An 18962-nucleotide genomic window follows, 5' to 3' on the forward strand; every position below is an offset into this window, starting at 1 on the left:
AATCTATTCACTCTTCTTTTTGAAAAAGTTCTTAAGGTCCTAATCTATTTTGTATAGAGTTTAGTTCTCCAGCCACTGTAGATTTAGCTAGTTCGTTGCATCGCAATGTTATTTTAAGCTGCTCGTTTTCAAAAAATAAAAATGAAACTTACTTTTTTCTTGAAGTTTGCTTTTTTATGGTGCACACTGAATGTAAAGGGTTTCTTTTTCACATTCCCTAGTTACTAAAGGAGGTTTTTTATATGTTATTAACAGACATCATTCAAGATGAAGAACGAATTTTCACTGGAAAGGCTATACCCGATACTTACCGTTACGATGAATACGTCGGCTTAACGGATGCGATTTATGCTGTGGCATTGCCTAAAACAAAAGAAGAAGTTCTTGAATTAGTTAAATTTGCTAATAAAGAAGATTTACCGATTATTGCGCGCGGTGCTGGAACGGGGTTATCTGGAGCAACTTCTCCTGTAAAAGGCGAATTGATCATTGATTTACACTTAATGAACCGGATTCTTGACTTAGATACAGAAACGATGACGTTGACTGTAGAACCTGGAGTTTTATTGCAAGATATTCAAGAATACGTTGAGAGCCGCGGATACTTCTATCCTCCTGATCCTGGTTCTAAACATTCGTCAATTGGCGGAAATGTCGCGACTAATGCTGGCGGTATGCGTGCTGTCAAATACGGCGTGACCAGAGATTACGTCCGTGCATTAGAGGTCATTTTAGCGAATGGCGAGGAGCTGAGTTTAGGCAGTTTGAACATCAAAAACAGTTCAGGCTATGATTTGAAAGATTTATTCATTGGTTCTGAAGGAACACTTGGCATCACGACTCAAATCAAATTGAAGCTGATTCCACTGCCTAAAACCAGCTTATCTTTGGTAGCTGCTTTTCCTTCTTTAAGAGAAGCTACAGATGCTGTCTTGACCATTTTGAAAAACGGCGTTGATCCCACTGCATTAGAATTTTTTGAACGCGATGTCATTGAATTAAGCGAAAAAGAAAATAACCTTAAATTTCCTAGCCAAAAAGGTCAATCCTATTTATTGATCACATTAGATGGCGATGATTTTGAATCGATCCAGCGCCGTGTAACGTTGCTCGAAGCCAGTATTTTGCCGCATAATGCGGTAGAACTTATTTCTTTAACGGATCCGCTGCTGGAAGAAACGGCTTGGTTGTTGCGAGATAAACTGTTGACTGCCGTAGTGAACTATACGGAACAAGTAACTCTTGATGAATCGGTTCCGATCAACCACATTTCAACTCTTTACCAGTACACCAAAGACCTTGAAGCAAATAGCGGCTTGAAAATGATCAGCTTTGGACATGCTGGTGACGGGAATTTGCATACGTGTGTAACACGTGGCGATATCACTGACCAAACAGAATGGGAAACCAAACGCGATGAGGTCTTGGACTTGTTGTACGCTAAAATAAAAGAACTTGGCGGCTTGCCTTCTGCTGAACACGGCATTGGTATTATCAAAAAACGCCATTTCGAAAAAATGTTCGATCCTAATTATTTGAATTTTATGCGCCAAATCAAAAAAGTCTTCGATCCAGATGGGCGCTTGAACCCATCTAAAGTGATTTAAACAGAATAGAGCTCTCTCAACTTTTAGTTTGAGAGAGCTCTATTCTTTATTCTTTTTTATACGTTAAGATTAATTTTCTAGCAGCTTGTACTTCATCCATCCGTTTAACAAATGTTTGATGCGGAGCTTCCAAAACAACTTCCGGCGTTTCTTCAACTTCTTTAGCAATTTGGATCAGCGTATCTGCAAAAGCATCCAACGTTTCTTTGGTTTCAGTTTCAGTTGGTTCGATCATCATCGCTTCTTCTACAATCAATGGGAAGTAGACTGTCGGAGCATAGTACCCAAAGTCCAATAAACGTTTTGCCATATCCATCGTGCGAACTCCGAGTTTCTTTTGTCTTAAACCAGACAAAACAAATTCGTGTTTGCAAAACTGTTTATGCGAGACATCAAAATACGGCTCTAGTCGTTTGCGCAAGTAATTAGCGTGCAGCACAGCGCTTTCCGCTACTTGACGCAGCCCAACAGGCCCCATTGTACGGATATACGTATAAGCACGAACATTCACTCCAAAGTTGCCAAAATAGCCTTTAACACGTCCGATTGACAGAGGATAATTTTCTGCTAAGCCAAATTGTTCACCTTTTCTTTCAATGCGAGGAATCGGCAAGTACGGTTCTAAAAAGGCTTTGACTCCAACTGGACCCGAACCAGGACCGCCGCCGCCATGAGGTGTACTAAAAGATTTATGCAGATTCAAATGAACGATATCGAATCCCATTGCTCCAGGCGTTACTTTTCCCATGATCGCATTTAAGTTTGCTCCGTCATAATACAACAAGCCGCCTGCTTCATGGACGATTTCAGACATCGCTAAAATATCTTTTTCAAATATCCCCAGAGTATTTGGATTGGTCAACATCAGTCCAGCAGTATCCGGTCCAACCTGTTTCTTCAGTTCTTCCAAATCAACTGTACCTTCTTTATTAGATGGAATTTCGATCACATCAAAACCAGCAATAAAAGCACTAGACGGATTGGTTCCATGAGCCGAATCAGGCACCAAAATTTTTGTTCTCGTCTCCCCATCTCCATTTTTTTGATGAAAGGCTTTCATCATGATCAACCCAGTCCACTCGCCCTGTGCTCCGGCAGCAGGCTGCAATGAGATGGCATCCATACCAGAAATAACTTTTAAATCTTCTTGTAGCTCATACATCAATTCAAAGGCGCCTTGCACCGTTTCAGCCGGTTGGAACGGGTGGATCTTGGCAAACCCAGCTAAACGTGCGACGTCTTCATTAATCTTCGGATTGTACTTCATTGTACAAGAGCCTAAAGGATAGAAACCATTATCTACACCAAAATTTTTATTCGATAAAGCCGTATAGTGGCGCATCAATTGCGGTTCTGAAACTTCCGGCAATTCTGCAGGCGCTTTGCGAACCAAATGCGCGGGAAATTTAGCTGTCAAATCAATTGAAGCTACATCGCTTTCAGGAAGACTAGAAGCGATTCGACCCGGTTGGCTAATTTCAAAAATCAAGTCATTGTAGTCCATCAATTTATCATCCCTTCCAGTACCTCAACAAATCCATCTATTTCTTCTTTGGTTCGTTGTTCCGTCACAGCTACCAACATATGATTTTTGAATCCATACTCTGATTCTAAATCATATCCGCCGATCATTTTGTGTTCAAGCAGTTTTTCATTGGTTTGCCGTACTGAAAAAGGCAATTCAACGACGAATTCATTGAAAAATGGAGCCTGGTTATTAATGGCAAAGCCTTTTTCTTGTAGCCGTTTTGCCATATAATCAGCTTTTTCGATATTCAACTGAGCCATTTTTTGAATGCCTTCTTTTCCTAATGCTGACATAAATACAGCTGAAGCTAATGCATTCAAAGCTTGGTTGGAACTCATATTCGACGTTGCTTTTTCGCGTTTGATGTGTTGTTCTCGTGTTTGCAAGGTCAAGACAAATCCGCGTTTGCCCTCTTTATCTACCGATTGCCCGACAATACGTCCAGGCAGTTTGCGAATGTATTTTTTCTTGACAGCAAAATAACCGCAATGCGGTCCTCCAAATGACATGGCTAAGCCCATTGGCTGCATGTCCCCCACAACAATATCGGCTCCTAAATTTCCGGGTGCTTCCAATAAAGCCAATGCTAATGGGTTTGCAACAACGATCAATAACGCTTTTTGCGTTTCAGCAATAGCTTTGATCTCTGCTAAATCTTCAACTGAACCAAAAAAGTTCGGGTATTGCACAATAATAGCGGCTGTATCTGAAGTCACTTGTGCTTTCAATGCAGTTAAATCGGTTATATCATTGCTTAACACAGCTTCTTCCATTTGATAATCGAATCCTCCAGAGACGGTTTTTAGTACTTCACGGCCTTGTGGATGGACACCTCTCGAAATGACCACTTTAGAACGCTTAGTTGTTCGAACAGCCAGTGTTGCCGCTTCTCCGATCGATGTGAACCCATCGTATAATGATGAGTTAGCAGCATCCATTCCCGTCAATTCACAGACCATTGTTTGGAATTCAAAAATAGCTTGCAGTTCTCCTTGACTGGCTTCTGCTTGATAAGGGGTGTAAGCTGTATAAAATTCAGATCGTGAAATCACATGATCGACTACGCTTGGAATATAGTGGTCATAAGTTCCAGCTCCTAAAAACAGCGAAAAACCATTCGTATGGCTGTTTTTATTCGCGAGCTGCTCCATTTTTTTCATTAAAGCAGATTCATGAACAGCTGCTGGAATAGCTAGATCTTCTGTTAGGCGAATATCAGCAGGGACATCAGCAAACAGTTCAGCAATTGATGAAATCTCTAGGGCTGCCAGCATCTCTTCTTGATCTTGCTGCGTATCCGGCAGGTATCTAAAATCATTTCCCACAGTTATTCCTCCTCTGCGTTCGCTTCATCTTCTGCCAATTCAGCAATTAATGCAGCATAGTCTTCTTCACTCAGCAGTTCCTCAAGTTCACTTGCATCAGACAATTCAATTTCAGACATCCAGCCTTCTTTAAACGGTCCTTCGTTGACTAATTCAGGAGCATCTTCTAGTTCTTCATTAACAGCTACAATTTTTCCAGAAACAGGCGAGAAGATAACGGAAGCCGATTTTGTTGATTCAACAGTCCCCACTTCGTCTCCTGCACTAACGCTGCTGTCTGCTTCAGGCAACTCTACATAAACAACGTCCCCTAACTCTTTCGCCGCATATTCAGTGATACCTAAACGTATTTTATCTTTTCCGATCGGCATCACCCATTCGTGTTCTTCTGTATAGTATCTTTTCATATCGTTTTCAGTCATTTTCATTTCTCCTCTTTTATTATCAAATTTTAGTCAATGTTTTATCTCTACTCAAAAACAATTTATTTTATTGTTCTATCTGCGATAAAAAGGCGTTTTCATTACTAGTGCATCTACCAGTTTATTGCGCACTTCAACTTTTATAGATGTTCCAAAGTTGCTTTCAGCGGCATCCAACAACGCTAATCCAATGCTTTTCCCTAAAGAAGGAGACCGTGTTCCGGAAGTCACTACGCCAATTTCTTTGCCGGATTCAGTATAAACTTTGCAGCCTTCACGTGCAATTCCTTTACCTGTCAATTCAAATCCTCTGATTTTTTTCTTCACTCCGCTCTCTCGTTGAACTGCAAGAACCGTTTTCCCAATAAAATCACTGTCCTTTTTGATTTTCACAGCAAAACCGATGCCAGCTTGCAGTGGTGTGATTTCTGCTGATAATTCATGTCCGTAAAGCGAAAGCGCCGCTTCCAAACGCAATGTATCTCGAGAACCCAGTCCGCATGGTTTTAATCCTTCAACTTCTCCCACCTCAACCAATTGGCGCCACAGATTCTCTGTTTGAACAGCTTCTACATACAACTCAAATCCTTCTTCGCCAGTGTACCCTGTTCGAGAAATTAAAACATTTTCGATCCCTGCTACCGTTGCTTGTTGGACAAAACGAAAGGAACCTATGACACCTAAATCAACATCTGTTAATTTTTGTAAAATACTTTCGGCAGACGGTCCTTGCAATGCCAGTAACCCAATCGAATCAGAATAGTCTTCAAGTTTCACGTCACCCGTCAAATGCTCTTGCATCCATTTGAAATCTTTTTCAGTATTGCCGGCGTTGGTTGTGATCAAATAACGGTTTTCTGCTAGTTTTGAAAGAATCAAATCATCAATCGTTCCTCCGTCCGGATAACACATCGCATGGTATTGTGCTTGGTTTAGTGCTACTTGGGTTACATCATTAGTCAAGAGATGGTTCAAATAAGACTCTGCATCTTTTCCTTCAATTAAAAACTCTCCCATATGAGAAGCATCAAATAAACCGGCATGACTGCGCACTGCCTTATGTTCTTCAATAATACCTGTAAACTGGATTGGCATCGCCCAGCCACCAAAATCAATTAATTTAACCCCTTGTTTCTTATAGTATTCAAACATTGGCGTTTGTTTTAATGTGGTTTCTGAAGACATTATTTCGCTCCTTCCGTTAGTTAAAAAATTTACTATGTAACTTAAACATCAATAGCAAGACACATTTTGTTCTTCAAGTAAATTATAATTCAAATCTTCGGTTTATTAAAGGTTATCGTTGAATTAACCTATTTAAAATTAGGATTGGTCTTCCTTTTAAATTCCCTTTAAAGAACGCTTTTATGCCTCGCTATTTTTCAATTCGTTGAAGATGCTTTATCATTTTTTTCAGATGCTGCTTTTTCTCTGCTTTCTTCCCTAAAGGATTCTATTGAAGACGGCGGTTTTGGTTCTAGTGGAGGATCTTTTCTTTCAGTCAATAAGAAAATACCATATGCAACGATCGTTACACCTACTACGCTGGTCAATACACTAGTCGCTTTTTTCACATCTCTCATATCCATTTGATTGTACCCCTTTTTTGTCCAAGTTGCCTTAATTGTCTCCAGTATTTTCTCCTGCTTCTATTGTATAAGTTTTGCTCCAAGGTTTCCAATTAAATAGGATTATAAATAGGAACACAGTTTCATTGCTCGTGAGTACTTTATAAATTGAAAAAGACAAGAAAAGCGGAGCAAACCCGCTTTTCTTGTCTTAACTAATTATCTTATTTTAGTTCTGGCCAAAATCCTTTGTTGGCTTCAATTAAATCATCCAGTACATCTTTTGCTACTTTTGCACTAGGGATCATTTTGGATAGCGTTAGAGCTTGCCATAGTTTTTGATAACTGCCTTCGATATAGGCTGCTACAACTAGCTTTTCTACGGTTACTTGTTGATGCATCAAAGCTTTTTCAAATGGTGGGATTTTCCCTTGAGCTAACGGCTCTGGTCCGTCAGTGCCTACAATACAAGGTACTTCTACCATAGCGTCGTCATCAAAGTTTGCAATCGCTCCATTATTTTCTACGATCATCAGCATTCTTTCATGCGTATTAAACGCAATCGCTCTTGCTAAATCCACGATAAACGAAGCGTGGCTATCAATTGTAAAGCCGCTATTTTCAGCTGTTCCCTTTTCAATAATGTTTTTAGCAGCTGTAAAGACCGTTTTTTCTCGTCCATCCATTACTTCATTCGCCCGAGTATACGTGCAATCTGAATGTTCTACTTCGTAATCAGGGTAAAGGTAATATTTTAAATAAGTGTTTGGCAAGTACCTTGGATTAACAGCTAAGAGGTCTTTGGCTTTTTTATGGGTCTCTTGCCAGCTTTGATCCATGTGTTGCGTATCAACTTCTACCTGAGTCAAATAACCATTCTCTGCAACATACTCGCGGATTTGCGGCAAATATTCATGCCCTTCCTTGTCTTTCACACTTGTCCACCAGCCAAAATGATTTAATCCAAAGTACCGAACTTCTAGATCTTCAGGTTGTTTGCCAATGATTTGAGACATTCTTCTTAATGTTCCAACCGGCATATCACAAATATTCAATACTTTAGCCGTTGGACGAAGCACACGACATGCTTCAGCAACAATAGCTGCTGGATTAGAATAGTTCAACATCCAGCAATCTGGCGAATACCTTTCCATGTAATCAATAATTTCCAGCATGCCGCCTATGCTTCGCATTCCGTAAGCAATGCCTCCAGGACCACATGTTTCTTGTCCGACAACCCCATGTTTTAATGGTATTTTTTCATCTTGTTCACGCATCGCGTATTTTCCTACCCGAATATGAGCCATACAAAAGTCCATATCCGTAAAGGCTTCTTCAGGGTCCGTTGTATAAGAAAAGTCGATTTCTGGTGCTTGTTCTTTTAATAAGATTGCCAACGCTTCTCCTAAAACAGCTTGTCTTGCTTCATCATTATCGTATAATTTTAATGTTCTGATTGGGAATCTATCTAAATTATCCAACATCATCATGACGATTCCTGGCGTAAATGTACTTCCGCCTCCTGCAATCACTACTGAAAAATTCTTCATTTATATCTTCCTTTCTAATTTCTATTCATCGTCTTCTTCTCTGCCTAAGTACTGGTCTACAGATTTTCTAACACTATTGACTTGCAGTCCATAAACCACTTGAACATTTTGGTCTTTAATGATGACCCCGCTAGCTCCCGTTTCATTTTTCAAAATAGCTTCATCAACCATCCCAGGCTCATTCAGCGTTAGCCTTAACCTCGTATAACAGTTGGTTACTGTATTGATATTTCCCGCGCCTCCTAAGGCATTGACAATAATACTGGCCATGCCGGTTCCTTCTTGAGGTTGAACACCAGCAGTTTTTTTGCCTTTTACTTCATTGTATTCTTTTTTAGAGTACAATTTTGTTTCCTGGCCGGCTTCTTCGCGTCCGATCGTTTTAAAATTGAATTTCAAAATCAAAAAGCGGAAAGTAACATAGTAAAGAACAAAGAACAGAAGTCCAACTAAAATATACATTGGCCAGCCGGTCTTTTCGATTCCCAATGGCAAATTGTATAATAAGAAATCAATAAACCCATTCGGCCCGATAGCTCTAACATTTAAGAGATTCAGAACGACCATACTTAGTCCGCTAAACACCGCATGAATAACAAATAAAAGAGGTGCGATAAACATGAACGAGAATTCAATTGGTTCTGTAACACCAGCAATAAATGACGTCACAACAGCTGGTATCAAAATGGCTTTAGCTTTTCCTTTATTTTCAGGACTAGCTGTTTGGTACATGGCTAAACAGGCACCGATCAAACCAAACATTTTAGAAATACCACGCGCATCCCAGATAACGCTTGGAGAAAGAACGCTTACACTTGGATCAGCAATTTCAGCATAATAAATATTTCTTGCTCCTTCTAGCAGTTGTCCTCCCACTTCCTGAATTCCGCCTAACGAAGTATACAAGAACGGTGTGTACACTAAATGATGCAAACCCGTTGGGATCAACAAGCGTTCTAATGTACCGTATAAGAAAATACCGAAGTTTCCACTTTGATTGATCAATGTTCCTAAACTGTTAATTCCGTTTTGGAAGAAGGGCCAAATATAAGTAAACGCAATTGCTAATAAGACCACAACTGGAATCAAGACAATAAAGACAAATCGAGAACCGCCATAGATTTGGAAAGCGTTGTTAAATTCTTTATCCGCAAATTTATTATGAACGAATGCGGTCACGATTCCTAAGATGATCCCCAAGAAAACACCCATATCCAGTACTTGAACACCCATAACTAATGATTGTCCAGTTCCTTGTAATGAGTCTGCTTCAACTAAAATTCCTTTTAGTTCCATAAATTTGTTCATTGCATTGATAAATACCAAGTAACCCAGCAAAGAGGTAAACCCTGCTTCTGATTTTTTCTTTTTAGCCAATCCTACAGCTAAACCAACACAAAATATCAGCCCTAAGTTATTTAAGATCGACACCAATGATCCAGATAATATCATTCCAAATCCTGTTGTGATTGGATTGTCAAAAAACGGAACTGTTTCAATGAGTTTTGCATTGGTAAACAAATTTCCGAGTGCAATCAGAATCCCTGCAATCGGCAGAATCAGTACTGGAATGAACATCGCTTTTGAAAATCGCTGCATGCCGTCCATCAATTTTGTCTTCATTATTTTTTCCCCCCTGTTATCTTTTATGGTTTCAGTTTATCGTGTAAGCGCTTCGTTGTATAGCGTTTTTGGCATTAAAAAAACGTGTTCCAGTAAACTGAAACACGTTTCACAACTCAATTTTATTTTTATCTGAATTTAATAGCTGTAGGTATTCTTTCATTAAGTACTCGAACAACATGAGCAATCTTGGAAAAAAGACCGTCGGCAACATATTGCGATCGTCTAACTTATTGTTGTCCATTATTTTAAAATTGAGATCGGACAATTCTGCAACCCTGTTCTTTGTTTCCTTAGTAAAGGAGACCGTAAAAATATTGCTTTCGTTAGCAATCGTCAACTTTTCAATAACTTGCTGTGTTTCCCCAGATTTTGAAATAACGACTAATGCACCGATATCTTGTAGATTGTTTTCAAAAACACCTATTGAGTCGGTTCCTGTTGCAATAGTCGCTTTTCTTCCTAATACCAATAACTTTTTATATAAGTATTCTCCAGCAATAGCGGAAAAACCTGTTGCATAAATAAAAATATGTTTTTGCGGCAAAGATAAAACGTTGGAGATAAACAATTCAACATCTTGTAAAGTCTGATCTTTTAATAAATCTTGTTGGTTAATACTAAATAGCCCATCTGTGTAATCATTGAGATCAACTGCTGCTTTTTTCACCATTGGCAGCAATTGGTAATAAAGGTCAATAAAACCCGTATACCCTAATTTTTGAGCTAACCGAATAACAGTGGACGGAGAGGTATAGTTTTCTTTCGCAATCTCTCGAACCCCCATTTGTAAAACATCGTCAATATTTTCGAGGATGTACTTTAAAATTTTGATATCTAATTCAGTTAGGTTTTTTCCTTGAATCAATTTGCTGACATCAATCAATTTTATCCGCTCCTACTCTTCCCAGCTTGATCTAACTGTTTTAATTATAACTAAGATAAGGACGAACTACAATTAGCCGAGAGTTTCTAACGTGCATCCTTGCCAGTTTTTATGGTCCTTCCTCCAAATAAATTCTTAATCTCTTTCATAATGTGTCGTTTTTCTATGCTTCATTTTTTTAAAATCAACTTCAGAAACCAAAACCCCCATTAAAATCACTGCTGCCCCGATAGCCATTTGCAGGGTTATCTGTTCCTTTAATAAGACCATCGAAAATAACATGCCCCATAATGACTCCATCGAAAGAATGATGGCTGTTTCGGTGTCTGTGGTAAAGCGTTGTGCAGCTGTTTGAACCATAAATCCAACCATAGTAGAAAAAACACCTAAATACAAAATGGATAAACTGCCAGTCACATTCGTTAGAGATGGAAATGCGTCTCCTCTAAAAACGTTAACAACCAAGCCGCATAAGGTTGCTACTCCCATTTGTACGATCATAATGGCAAAAATATTTTCTTTGCGGACAAATCGGCTTGTAAAAATAAGTTGCAGCGAAAAGAACACAGCACAAATCAACGTTAAACTGTCGCCTATGTTAAAACCATGGAATCCTTCTAATGATAATAAACCAATACCGATAATAGATAAAAAAGCGCCAATATAAGCTCTGATAGAAATTTTGTTTTTGAATAGCAACAGACCAATAAAGGGCACTAGAACGACACTGATTGCAGTTAAAAAAGCATTTTTAGAAGGAGTTGTGTAGGTCAAACCGACCGTTTGAAAAGCAAATGCTAAATACAACAAGATACCTAGTATCCCGCCTCTTACTAACGTTGTTTTAGTGATTCTTTTTAACATATTAAAAAACAATACCACCATGACGACAAACGCCACCAAAAAGCGGCCAGTCATAAGCTGGTAAGGATTTAATACATCTAGTGCCACATCACTGACAACATATGCAGCTCCCCAAATAATAGTGACAAGCAATAATCCTAGTCTTCCAAGATTTCTTTTCATTTTCTAACTCCTTTACGCGTTTCTTCATTGAACAGTTTACCATGGACCGCTTAAAAATAGTTCTCTCTTTTTAAAATTAGAAAACCGCAGCAATTTTCCATCTATAAACACGTCTCTTTATGAAGAACAAAATCATATCAGTACTCTTCTTCAGTTTTTTTGCTATAATGAAAAAGAAGAAACAACAGTTGTTGGAGGTGGAATATGTTTAATATATTTGGAAAGATCATGATCGTTATCGGACTTATTTTAATTATTTTTGGCTACTTTGGACCAGTTAAATCAGGAGACCCTATTATCGGCTCTATTTTTATTTTAGTTGGTTTAGCTATGCTGGCATTAGCTTTTGTTGTTGGAAAAGACAATCCGCGCGTGTAAGGAAAAGCAATAAAATAAGCTGAGCATATCAATGCTCAGCTTATTTTTAGTATTTTTTTTCTAAGTTGTCCATTCTTTTCTGCATATCAGCTTGCTGCATCAGAATCTTGTCTAATTTGTCATGAATGTCTTCTGATAATATTTCAGATTTTAAGTTAACTTTAAAATCATTTTCAGCAGTTTTGCGGTCGCGTTCGGCTTGTCTGTTCTGACTCATTAAAATGACTGGGGCTTGAATCGCTGCTACACAAGACAAAACCAAGTTTAACAAGATAAATGGATAAGGGTCAAATGAATGATTTCCAGTAAGTTGATTGAATACGATCCAACCTAAGAGAGTAGCTAAAAAAATAATGATAAATTTCCAACTGCCAGCAAAAAGAGTGATGCGATCGGCTAAGCGTTGACCAAATGTCATGGAAGTACGTTTTGTATTAACTTCTTTAGAGACTTTAGTATCCTTTAGAATTTCAATGATTTCTGCTGCATCATTGGTTAACAGTTCTTCGTCTAAAATGATTTGAGCCAATTCTTCTCGCGTAACTTTATCTCTCATCAGATGCCGCCTCCACTTGTGCTTATTTTTCTTTTAGTATAGCACCAAAGTTAAAAAAGAGCGGTAAATTACTTTGTTTGAACCAACATAATTATTCGGCTTCGTTTCATCACGCTTTGTGTAATCTCTGGTTAAATGGTATTCTAAAAGAAAATGAATCCATAGGCAGGTAGTTCAAATGGTAAACAATCTTAATCTTTCAAATCGAGTTTCACAGAATTATAGTCTTTTGACAAAAAAGGATAAACAAATTGCAACGTTTATATTAGAACAACAAGATCAAATTGATCACTGGAATATTAAAGACTTAGCTCGTCTCACGGAAACTTCCAATGCGACAATCACTAGATTTTGCCATAAACTTGGGTACCGCAGTTTTTCAGAATTCAAAACATTTATCAGTCAAGAATCCATTGTTGCGCCTGCGCCAGTTCACTTAACAGAGAAAATAACCGATTATTATACCCAATTGGTTCACTCTTCTTCTCAATTGATCGACCACACAAAAATCGGAGAATTGGTTAATGCCATTCAACAGTCAAATAAAATTTTGATTTGTGGTTTAGGAAGTTCTGGGTTGAGCGCCATGGAATTAAAATCCCGGTTGACACGTATGGGACTGACCGTTGATGCCATCACGGATCCGCATATGATGTTGATGAGTGCTACTTTATTACAAAAAGGCGATTTGCTCATTGGCATTTCTAACTCTGGCGAAACAGATGCTGTTGTTGAAGCCTGTGAAGTTGCTAAAAAGGAAGCTGCGACTATTTTTGCTATAACCAATCGCAATCACACCAAATTAACCGATATTGCCACCGGTATTTTATTTGCTTCTGATAACCGGACCATTACAGACCAACGTTTTATCAATAGTCAGTTGCCTATTCACTTTATTTTAGATATTTTATGTTATGCTTTACTCGAAAATGAGACCTATTTAGCGAAGCACAAAAAAACATTAGCTTCCCTAAACTTGGAATAGTTTCATCAAACCGTTTTAGTTTCTTGAAAAAGCAGGGGTAAAGCTGCACATCTGCATTCGTTTATTTCTTGAATTTTATTTTTTTTCATGCTAATCTTAGTGCAATAAAGTAAATAGGCGATGGTGTTCGCCCTTAACTATCATAGTAAGTTTATGATTAATGACGCCTACTTAAGAAAACGTACGTCCGTATGTTTTTTTAAGTAGGCGTCATTTTTTTTCATTAGAACGAGCTAGCAAGAAAAAGGAGGAAAAAAATGGTAACGAAAGAATTTTTTTCAAAAAACAGCTTTATAGCAATCGCTGTTTATCTTTTTAAATGGATCAGTATAGCTGGGGTGTTGAGTCTTTTGATCGGCTCTGTTTCAGCTTTCTTTTTAATAAGCTTGGATTGGGTCACTCAACTACAAACTACTTATACTTGGCTGCTGTACTTATTGCCTTTTGGAGGGGCTTTAATTTCTTTTTTGTATAAAAAAGTCGGAAAAAATGCTATTCGCGGAAATAATTTGGTTATCGAACAAGCCAATGGAAATGAAGAGAACATTCCTCTTCGGTTGGTTCCTCTAACCTTGTTTGGAACACTGACCACTCATTTGCTTGGCGGGTCTGCTGGCCGCGAAGGTACCGCTGTTCAAATGGGTGGAGCGTTGGCAGAAGCTATTGGAAAACTGATCCGCTTAACTAAATCTGACCGTAAAATCATTGTGATTTGCGGCATCAGCGGTGGATTTAGTGCCGTTTTTGGAACGCCTATAGCGGGCACTGTATTCGGTTTGGAAGTATTGGCTTTAGGTTTGATTAGACATGAAGCTTTACTGCCCAGCTTTTTTTCGGCTTACTTCGCAAACCTTGTTACTAAAAGTTATGGCGTGACGCATGCAGTGTATGAAATGGAAGCAGCTCCTGATGCTAGCGCTACTTTATTGGTAAAATTGATTGCGGCAGGAATCGCATTTGGACTTATTGGGTTAATTTTTAGCCGCTCAATTGTTTTGATAAAAAAATATTATGCTAAATGGATGCCAAACCCTACTGTTCGAACATTCATTGGCGGATGTGTTATTCTAATTTTCGTCTGGGTCATCGGCCGCGCTTATCTGGGGTTGAACTTGCCTTTGCTTGCTCAAGCCTTTACCGGTGATTCAGGCCCTTATGATTTTTTAGGAAAATTGATTTTCACTGTTTTTACACTTGGTACAGGTTACCAAGGTGGAGAAGTTACGCCGTTATTTGTGATTGGTGCTACTTTGGGAAGTTCATTAGCTGTTTTGCTTCATTTACCGATCAGCTTTTTAGCTGGACTAGGTTTTATAGGTGTTTTTTCAGGAGCTACCAATACGCCGATTGCTTGTTTTATAATGGGGATTGAATTATTCGGGTCTGAAAATGCTGTCTATCTATTTTTGATTTGTGTCATCAGCTATCTTTGCTCGGGAAACTCAAGTATTTATGCTTCTCAAAAAGTTGGTATAGAAAAAGGCAGCTTATTCTTGGAAGATTAAGCCTCTTTTTTAATTTTATTCATTAATACCTCATTGAAAAAAAGTACCGCTCTTCGCTGAATAAACGAAAAGCAGTACTTTTTTCAATTTGTTTATTTTTTCCAAGTACTTGGAGAAAATAAAATAATCATCGGAAATATTTCCAATCTTCCAGCAATCATCACGAAAGACAATAACACTTTTAGCCATCCTGATAATTCTGAAAAATCGCCGGTCAAGCCTAACGTACTAAATCCTAGGCCAATGTTATTAAACGTCGCTACAACTGTACCAAAAGCTGTTTCAAAGTCGGAAAAGTCTAGACTAACGATTAATATCAAACTAATAAAGATAACTAAATAAACCAATAAATAGTTTAGTACTCTACGAAGGATATCGCGATCCACTGTTTTATTATCGTATTGCACAGCAACAATGCGATTGGGATGACGAATCCGTTTAAATTCTGCAAAAGCCGATTTTAACAGCAAGATAACTCGTGAAATTTTTAGACCACCCGCTGTTGAACCAGCACTTGCTCCGACAAACATCAGTAGTAATAAAATCACTCGTGAAAATAAAGGCCAGTGTCCAAAATCTACAGTTAAAAAACCTGTTGTAGTGATCACAGAAGAAACTGAAAAAAATACATCTCTAAACATTCTTCCAAATGAATGGTAGGTACTGAATAAGTTCAAACAAATCAATAAAAAGGCTGAACCAATAATCATAAAATACCAACGCAATTCTTCACTGCTGAAGGCTTCTTTGACATGTCGGACCAAAATAAGGTAATAGATGTTGAAGTTGACACCAAATAAAATCATTCCCACACTTAATACTGTCTCGATATAGGCGCTGTCATAAGGTTCTATACTCCCATTACGAATGCCAAATCCGCTAGTTCCTGCTGCTCCAAAAGCATGCAGCAATGATTCAAAAAGATTCATTCCGCCAAAAAGCAGCAAGACAACCATTATAGCGGTCATCGAAAGGTAAATCAGGTACAAAATCCTTGCTGAAGAAGAAAGTTTAGATACTAACTTACCGAAAACAGGACCTGACACTTCTGCTTTCATGATATGAACAGATTCCGAACCGATTTGCGGCATGATAGCCAATGCAAAAACAAGGACTCCCATTCCGCCTACAAGTTGAGTGAAACTGCGCCAAAATAACATGGAATGCGAAAGGGCTTCAACATTTTGAATAACACTTGATCCCGTTGTAGTAAAACCACTGGTAGTTTCAAAAAAAGCATCTATCAGAGAAGGTATGTCGCCGCTGATAACGAAAGGGAAAGCACCAAAAAAGGATAATAGAACCCACGATAATGAGACGATCACAAAACCTTCTTTGGCGTAAATCTGCCTTTCCTCTATTTTACTTCTAGATAACAAATAACCGGTTGCGGTTAAAAATAAAATAGGAATCAGAAAACTTAATTGATATAAACTGTCTTCTCGATAAATAAAACTGACAATTAGAGGAATGATCATTAAAACAGCTTCTATTCTAAGTATCCCGCCAATAATGTATTTCACCATAGCATTATTCATTTTTCTTAACCTTCTTTGATTCCCAGATATCATCAATATCATTAAATGTACGCTGTGTACTAACTACTATGACATGATCTTTTGGTTTAATTACATCTTCTCCACTAGCGAAAATGACTTTCTTTTTCCTAATGATATAAGCAATCAAAAGATTGTTTTTTGTATTCAATTCATGTAACGGTATGTTAATGATGCGGCTATTTTCCTTTACTCTGAATTGAAGAACTTCAACTTGGTCATCGGCCAAACGATAAAGTGCTTCAACATTTGAACCTTGAGAATTTTCTAGTGAACGAACAAAACGAATGATGCTGTTTGCGATAATTCGTTTTGGTGTCACAATAGACTGTAACCCTACGCTTCCTAAAATTTTCATCAATGAGATGCGGTTGATTTTAGTAATGATTTTTTTCATATCTTTTTTAGCAGCATACATGGAATTAATGACATTTTCTTCATCGACACCTGTTAAGCTGATAACTGAATCATACATTTCCATTCGTTCTTCATCTAGGAAGCTTTGATCGGTTCCATCGCCATTGATCACCACAACTTCTGGAAAATGACTGCTTAATTCAAATGCTTTATCTTCATTTTGCTCAATGACTTTAATATCTAAGTTTGAAGGGGCTAGTAAGGTTAACAAGTAATAGGTGATCCTGCCGCCTCCAATAATCAAAACTGATTTGATTTTTTCCTTATAAGTCCCAACAGCTTTATAGAACTTGTTCAAGTGTTTTTGGGCTCCTGTTACATAAATGCGGTCACCCTTCTTTAAAATAGCATCACCAGAAGGAATAAAAGCCGTTTCCCCTCTTAGAACGATCATAACCATAATGTTTTTATAGTGATTTTTAAAATCAATTAAACTAATATCAATTAATGAGCTATTTTCACCAATTTCCATTTCTACCATGCTTACTCGACCATTAACAAAAGATTCGACGCTTAGAGCTGAAGGAAATTTAATCAAATTAGCCATATGCTTAGCAGCTTCTAGTTCCGGATTGATCATCATTGTCAAACCTAGACTCTTTTGTACAAAATCCATATGAGAGGAGTATTCTCGGTTCCGGACCCTTAAAATAGTGTTTTTAGCCCCTAACTTCTTGGCTATAATAGACGAAATCATATTGATTTCATCTTTTTCTGTAACTGCAATAAATATGTCACATTCAGAAACAGCTGCTTCTATCAGGACATCATAGTTTGCTCCATTGCCAACAATGCCGATAATATCGGTTTTATTTGTGATTCGATCTAAAATTCTACTATTTGCTTCAATGAGGACCACATCATTTCCTTCTGTGGAAAGTGCAGTACAAAGAAATTCTCCAACTTTCCCTCCACCTACAATAACGATTTTCATAGTACCTTGTATCCTCCAAGCTATTTTATATTTATATATATCCTTTTTAAGAATAAAAAATGTGGTTTTGTTTCCTATTTAAATTGAAACAAAATAGTCACAGAATGCTTTTCAGAAAAACCATTCATGCGCTATATTATCACTCTATAGGTAAACATTCTAGTCTTAACATAGCTGATGGAGTTTTTTTTCGCAACTATATGATTCTTTTAATAAAAAATGGGCCATCTTTCCTTAATTTATGACTTGTTCAAATAGTTTGCAACAGTTTTTCTAGATATTTCTTGAAGCTGTCTGCACATTCACTTAAAAAAGACCAAAAAACAATTTAAAAAATCCGTCTCTTTACAACTAAATAAACTCACAGCTAGAAGTCGGTTTTGACTTCTAGCTGTGAGCTTATTTATTAACTGTTCATTTTGTCTACAAATGCTTTTGTGATCAATTGTGGTCTTGTGATAGCACTTCCGACCACCATTGAATAAACGCCTAATTCTTGGCAACGTTTTGCTTTTTCAGGAGTATCCACATGTCCTTCTGCAATTACCGGAATTTTGACTGTTTTTAAAATTTCTTTTAGTCTGGCAAAGTCTTCATCAGCGATATTGTGGCCTTCTGATTCTTTTGTATAACCCATCAATGTCGTTGAAACACAATCGAAACCTAATTTTTCTGCCTCAACAGCTTCTTCGATTGTTGAAATATCTGCCATCAATAAAACATCTGGATATTTTACACGGATGTTTTGAACAAAATCTGATAACTTTTCACCATTGGGACGTTTGCGGCAAGTTGCGTCCAACGCAATCATTTCACAACCCGTTTCCGCTAACTCGTCTATTTCTTTCATTGTTGCGGTAATGAAAATTTCTGAATCTTCATAATCGCGTTTTACGATTCCAACGATAGGCAATTTCGTATTTTTCTTGATTTCAATGATATCTTCTTTTGAATTGGCACGGATACCGCTAGCGCCGCCTTCTTCAACAGCTACTGCCATGCGGCCCATAATATATGAACTGTGCAATGGTTCGTGTGCTAAAGCTTGACATGAAACGATTAATTTTGATTTTACTTGTTTTAACATATTCATTTA

General features: G+C 37.8%; 17 protein-coding genes and 1 riboswitch. Of the genes, 4 read left to right on the plus strand and 13 right to left on the minus strand.

All coding sequences use genetic code 11. The features are described from left to right. The first annotated feature begins 242 nt into the window (after positions 1–242). On the plus strand, positions 243–1607 hold the full coding sequence (locus NY10_RS05680; RefSeq protein WP_058919055.1) for an FAD-binding oxidoreductase: 1365 nt from the start codon (positions 243–245) through the stop codon (positions 1605–1607). 46 nt (positions 1608–1653) lie between these two features. Here the strand turns inward: NY10_RS05680 and gcvPB are convergent, their stop codons facing one another. The 9 genes from gcvPB to NY10_RS05725 all read right to left on the minus strand — a co-directional run bounded on the left by gcvPB (position 1654) and on the right by NY10_RS05725 (position 11535). Further along, entirely contained in the window at positions 1654–3111 is a 1458-nt protein-coding gene (gcvPB, locus tag NY10_RS05685; protein WP_082664195.1) for an aminomethyl-transferring glycine dehydrogenase subunit GcvPB, read from the minus strand. Beyond that, entirely contained in the window at positions 3111–4460 is a 1350-nt protein-coding gene (gene gcvPA / locus NY10_RS05690; RefSeq protein WP_082664196.1) for an aminomethyl-transferring glycine dehydrogenase subunit GcvPA, read from the minus strand. Before gcvPA ends, gcvPB begins: the two co-directional genes overlap by 1 nt. 2 nt (positions 4461–4462) lie before the next feature. Next, positions 4463–4882, minus strand: a complete 420-nt coding sequence (gene gcvH, locus NY10_RS05695; RefSeq protein ID WP_058919057.1) for a glycine cleavage system protein GcvH — start codon at positions 4880–4882, stop codon at positions 4463–4465. A 75-nt stretch (positions 4883–4957) separates the two neighbouring features. Beyond that, on the minus strand, positions 4958–6067 hold the full coding sequence (gene gcvT / locus NY10_RS05700) for a glycine cleavage system aminomethyltransferase GcvT (protein ID WP_058919058.1): 1110 nt from the start codon (positions 6065–6067) through the stop codon (positions 4958–4960). Positions 6068–6264: 197 nt separating this feature from the next. Next, positions 6265–6471, minus strand: coding sequence for a hypothetical protein (locus NY10_RS05705; protein ID WP_058919059.1), 207 nt, complete (start codon positions 6469–6471; stop codon positions 6265–6267). A 203-nt stretch (positions 6472–6674) separates the two neighbouring features. Then, positions 6675–8000, minus strand: coding sequence for a 6-phospho-alpha-glucosidase (locus NY10_RS05710; protein WP_058919060.1), 1326 nt, complete (start codon positions 7998–8000; stop codon positions 6675–6677). Between the two features lie 21 nt (positions 8001–8021). Continuing rightward, positions 8022–9623, minus strand: coding sequence for a PTS transporter subunit EIIC (locus tag NY10_RS05715; RefSeq protein ID WP_058919061.1), 1602 nt, complete (start codon positions 9621–9623; stop codon positions 8022–8024). 109 nt (positions 9624–9732) lie between these two features. Beyond that, positions 9733–10509 carry a MurR/RpiR family transcriptional regulator gene (locus NY10_RS05720; protein ID WP_082664197.1) on the minus strand — a complete coding sequence of 259 codons (777 nt, stop codon included), beginning with the start codon at positions 10507–10509 and terminating at the stop codon, positions 9733–9735. 135 nt (positions 10510–10644) lie between these two features. Continuing rightward, a complete protein-coding gene (locus tag NY10_RS05725) occupies positions 10645–11535 on the minus strand; it encodes a DMT family transporter (protein ID WP_058919062.1) in 891 nt (296 codons plus the stop codon). 204 nt (positions 11536–11739) lie between these two features. Between NY10_RS05725 and NY10_RS12665 the strand changes: the two genes are divergently transcribed. Next, positions 11740–11913, plus strand: coding sequence for a hypothetical protein (locus NY10_RS12665; RefSeq protein ID WP_197408980.1), 174 nt, complete (start codon positions 11740–11742; stop codon positions 11911–11913). Between the two features lie 46 nt (positions 11914–11959). Here NY10_RS12665 and NY10_RS05730 read toward each other — a convergent pair whose 3' ends face one another. Then, complete coding sequence (locus tag NY10_RS05730; RefSeq protein WP_058919063.1) at positions 11960–12469, minus strand: DUF1003 domain-containing protein; 510 nt, start codon at positions 12467–12469, stop codon at positions 11960–11962. A 178-nt stretch (positions 12470–12647) separates the two neighbouring features. On the opposite strand from NY10_RS05730, the gene NY10_RS05735 reads away from it, so the two are divergent. Continuing rightward, positions 12648–13454, plus strand: a complete 807-nt coding sequence (locus tag NY10_RS05735) for a MurR/RpiR family transcriptional regulator (protein ID WP_058919064.1) — start codon at positions 12648–12650, stop codon at positions 13452–13454. A 107-nt stretch (positions 13455–13561) separates the two neighbouring features. Further along, positions 13562–13631: riboswitch (Fluoride riboswitch) on the plus strand. An 80-nt stretch (positions 13632–13711) separates the two neighbouring features. After that, positions 13712–14959 (plus strand): voltage-gated chloride channel family protein, encoded by a 1248-nt coding sequence (locus NY10_RS05740; RefSeq protein ID WP_058919065.1) that lies wholly within the window; start codon positions 13712–13714, stop codon positions 14957–14959. Between the two features lie 92 nt (positions 14960–15051). On the opposite strand, the gene NY10_RS05745 is transcribed toward NY10_RS05740, so the two are convergent. The 3 genes from NY10_RS05745 to NY10_RS05755 all read right to left on the minus strand — a co-directional run bounded on the left by NY10_RS05745 (position 15052) and on the right by NY10_RS05755 (position 18959). Next, positions 15052–16497 carry a TrkH family potassium uptake protein gene (locus NY10_RS05745; RefSeq protein ID WP_058919066.1) on the minus strand — a complete coding sequence of 482 codons (1446 nt, stop codon included), beginning with the start codon at positions 16495–16497 and terminating at the stop codon, positions 15052–15054. Beyond that, the gene (gene trkA, locus NY10_RS05750; RefSeq protein WP_058919067.1) at positions 16490–17866 is read right to left on the minus strand and encodes a Trk system potassium transporter TrkA; all 1377 of its coding nucleotides are present in this window, start codon (positions 17864–17866) and stop codon (positions 16490–16492) included. The genes NY10_RS05745 and trkA overlap by 8 nt, the downstream gene beginning before the upstream one ends. Before the next feature lie 406 nt (positions 17867–18272). Beyond that, the gene (locus NY10_RS05755; protein WP_197408981.1) at positions 18273–18959 is read right to left on the minus strand and encodes an N-acetylmannosamine-6-phosphate 2-epimerase; all 687 of its coding nucleotides are present in this window, start codon (positions 18957–18959) and stop codon (positions 18273–18275) included. Positions 18960–18962: the final 3 nt, after the last annotated feature.

The sequence above is a fragment of the Carnobacterium sp. CP1 genome (genome assembly GCF_001483965.1).
In the GTDB taxonomy this organism is placed as follows: domain Bacteria; phylum Bacillota; class Bacilli; order Lactobacillales; family Carnobacteriaceae; genus Carnobacterium_A; species Carnobacterium_A antarcticum.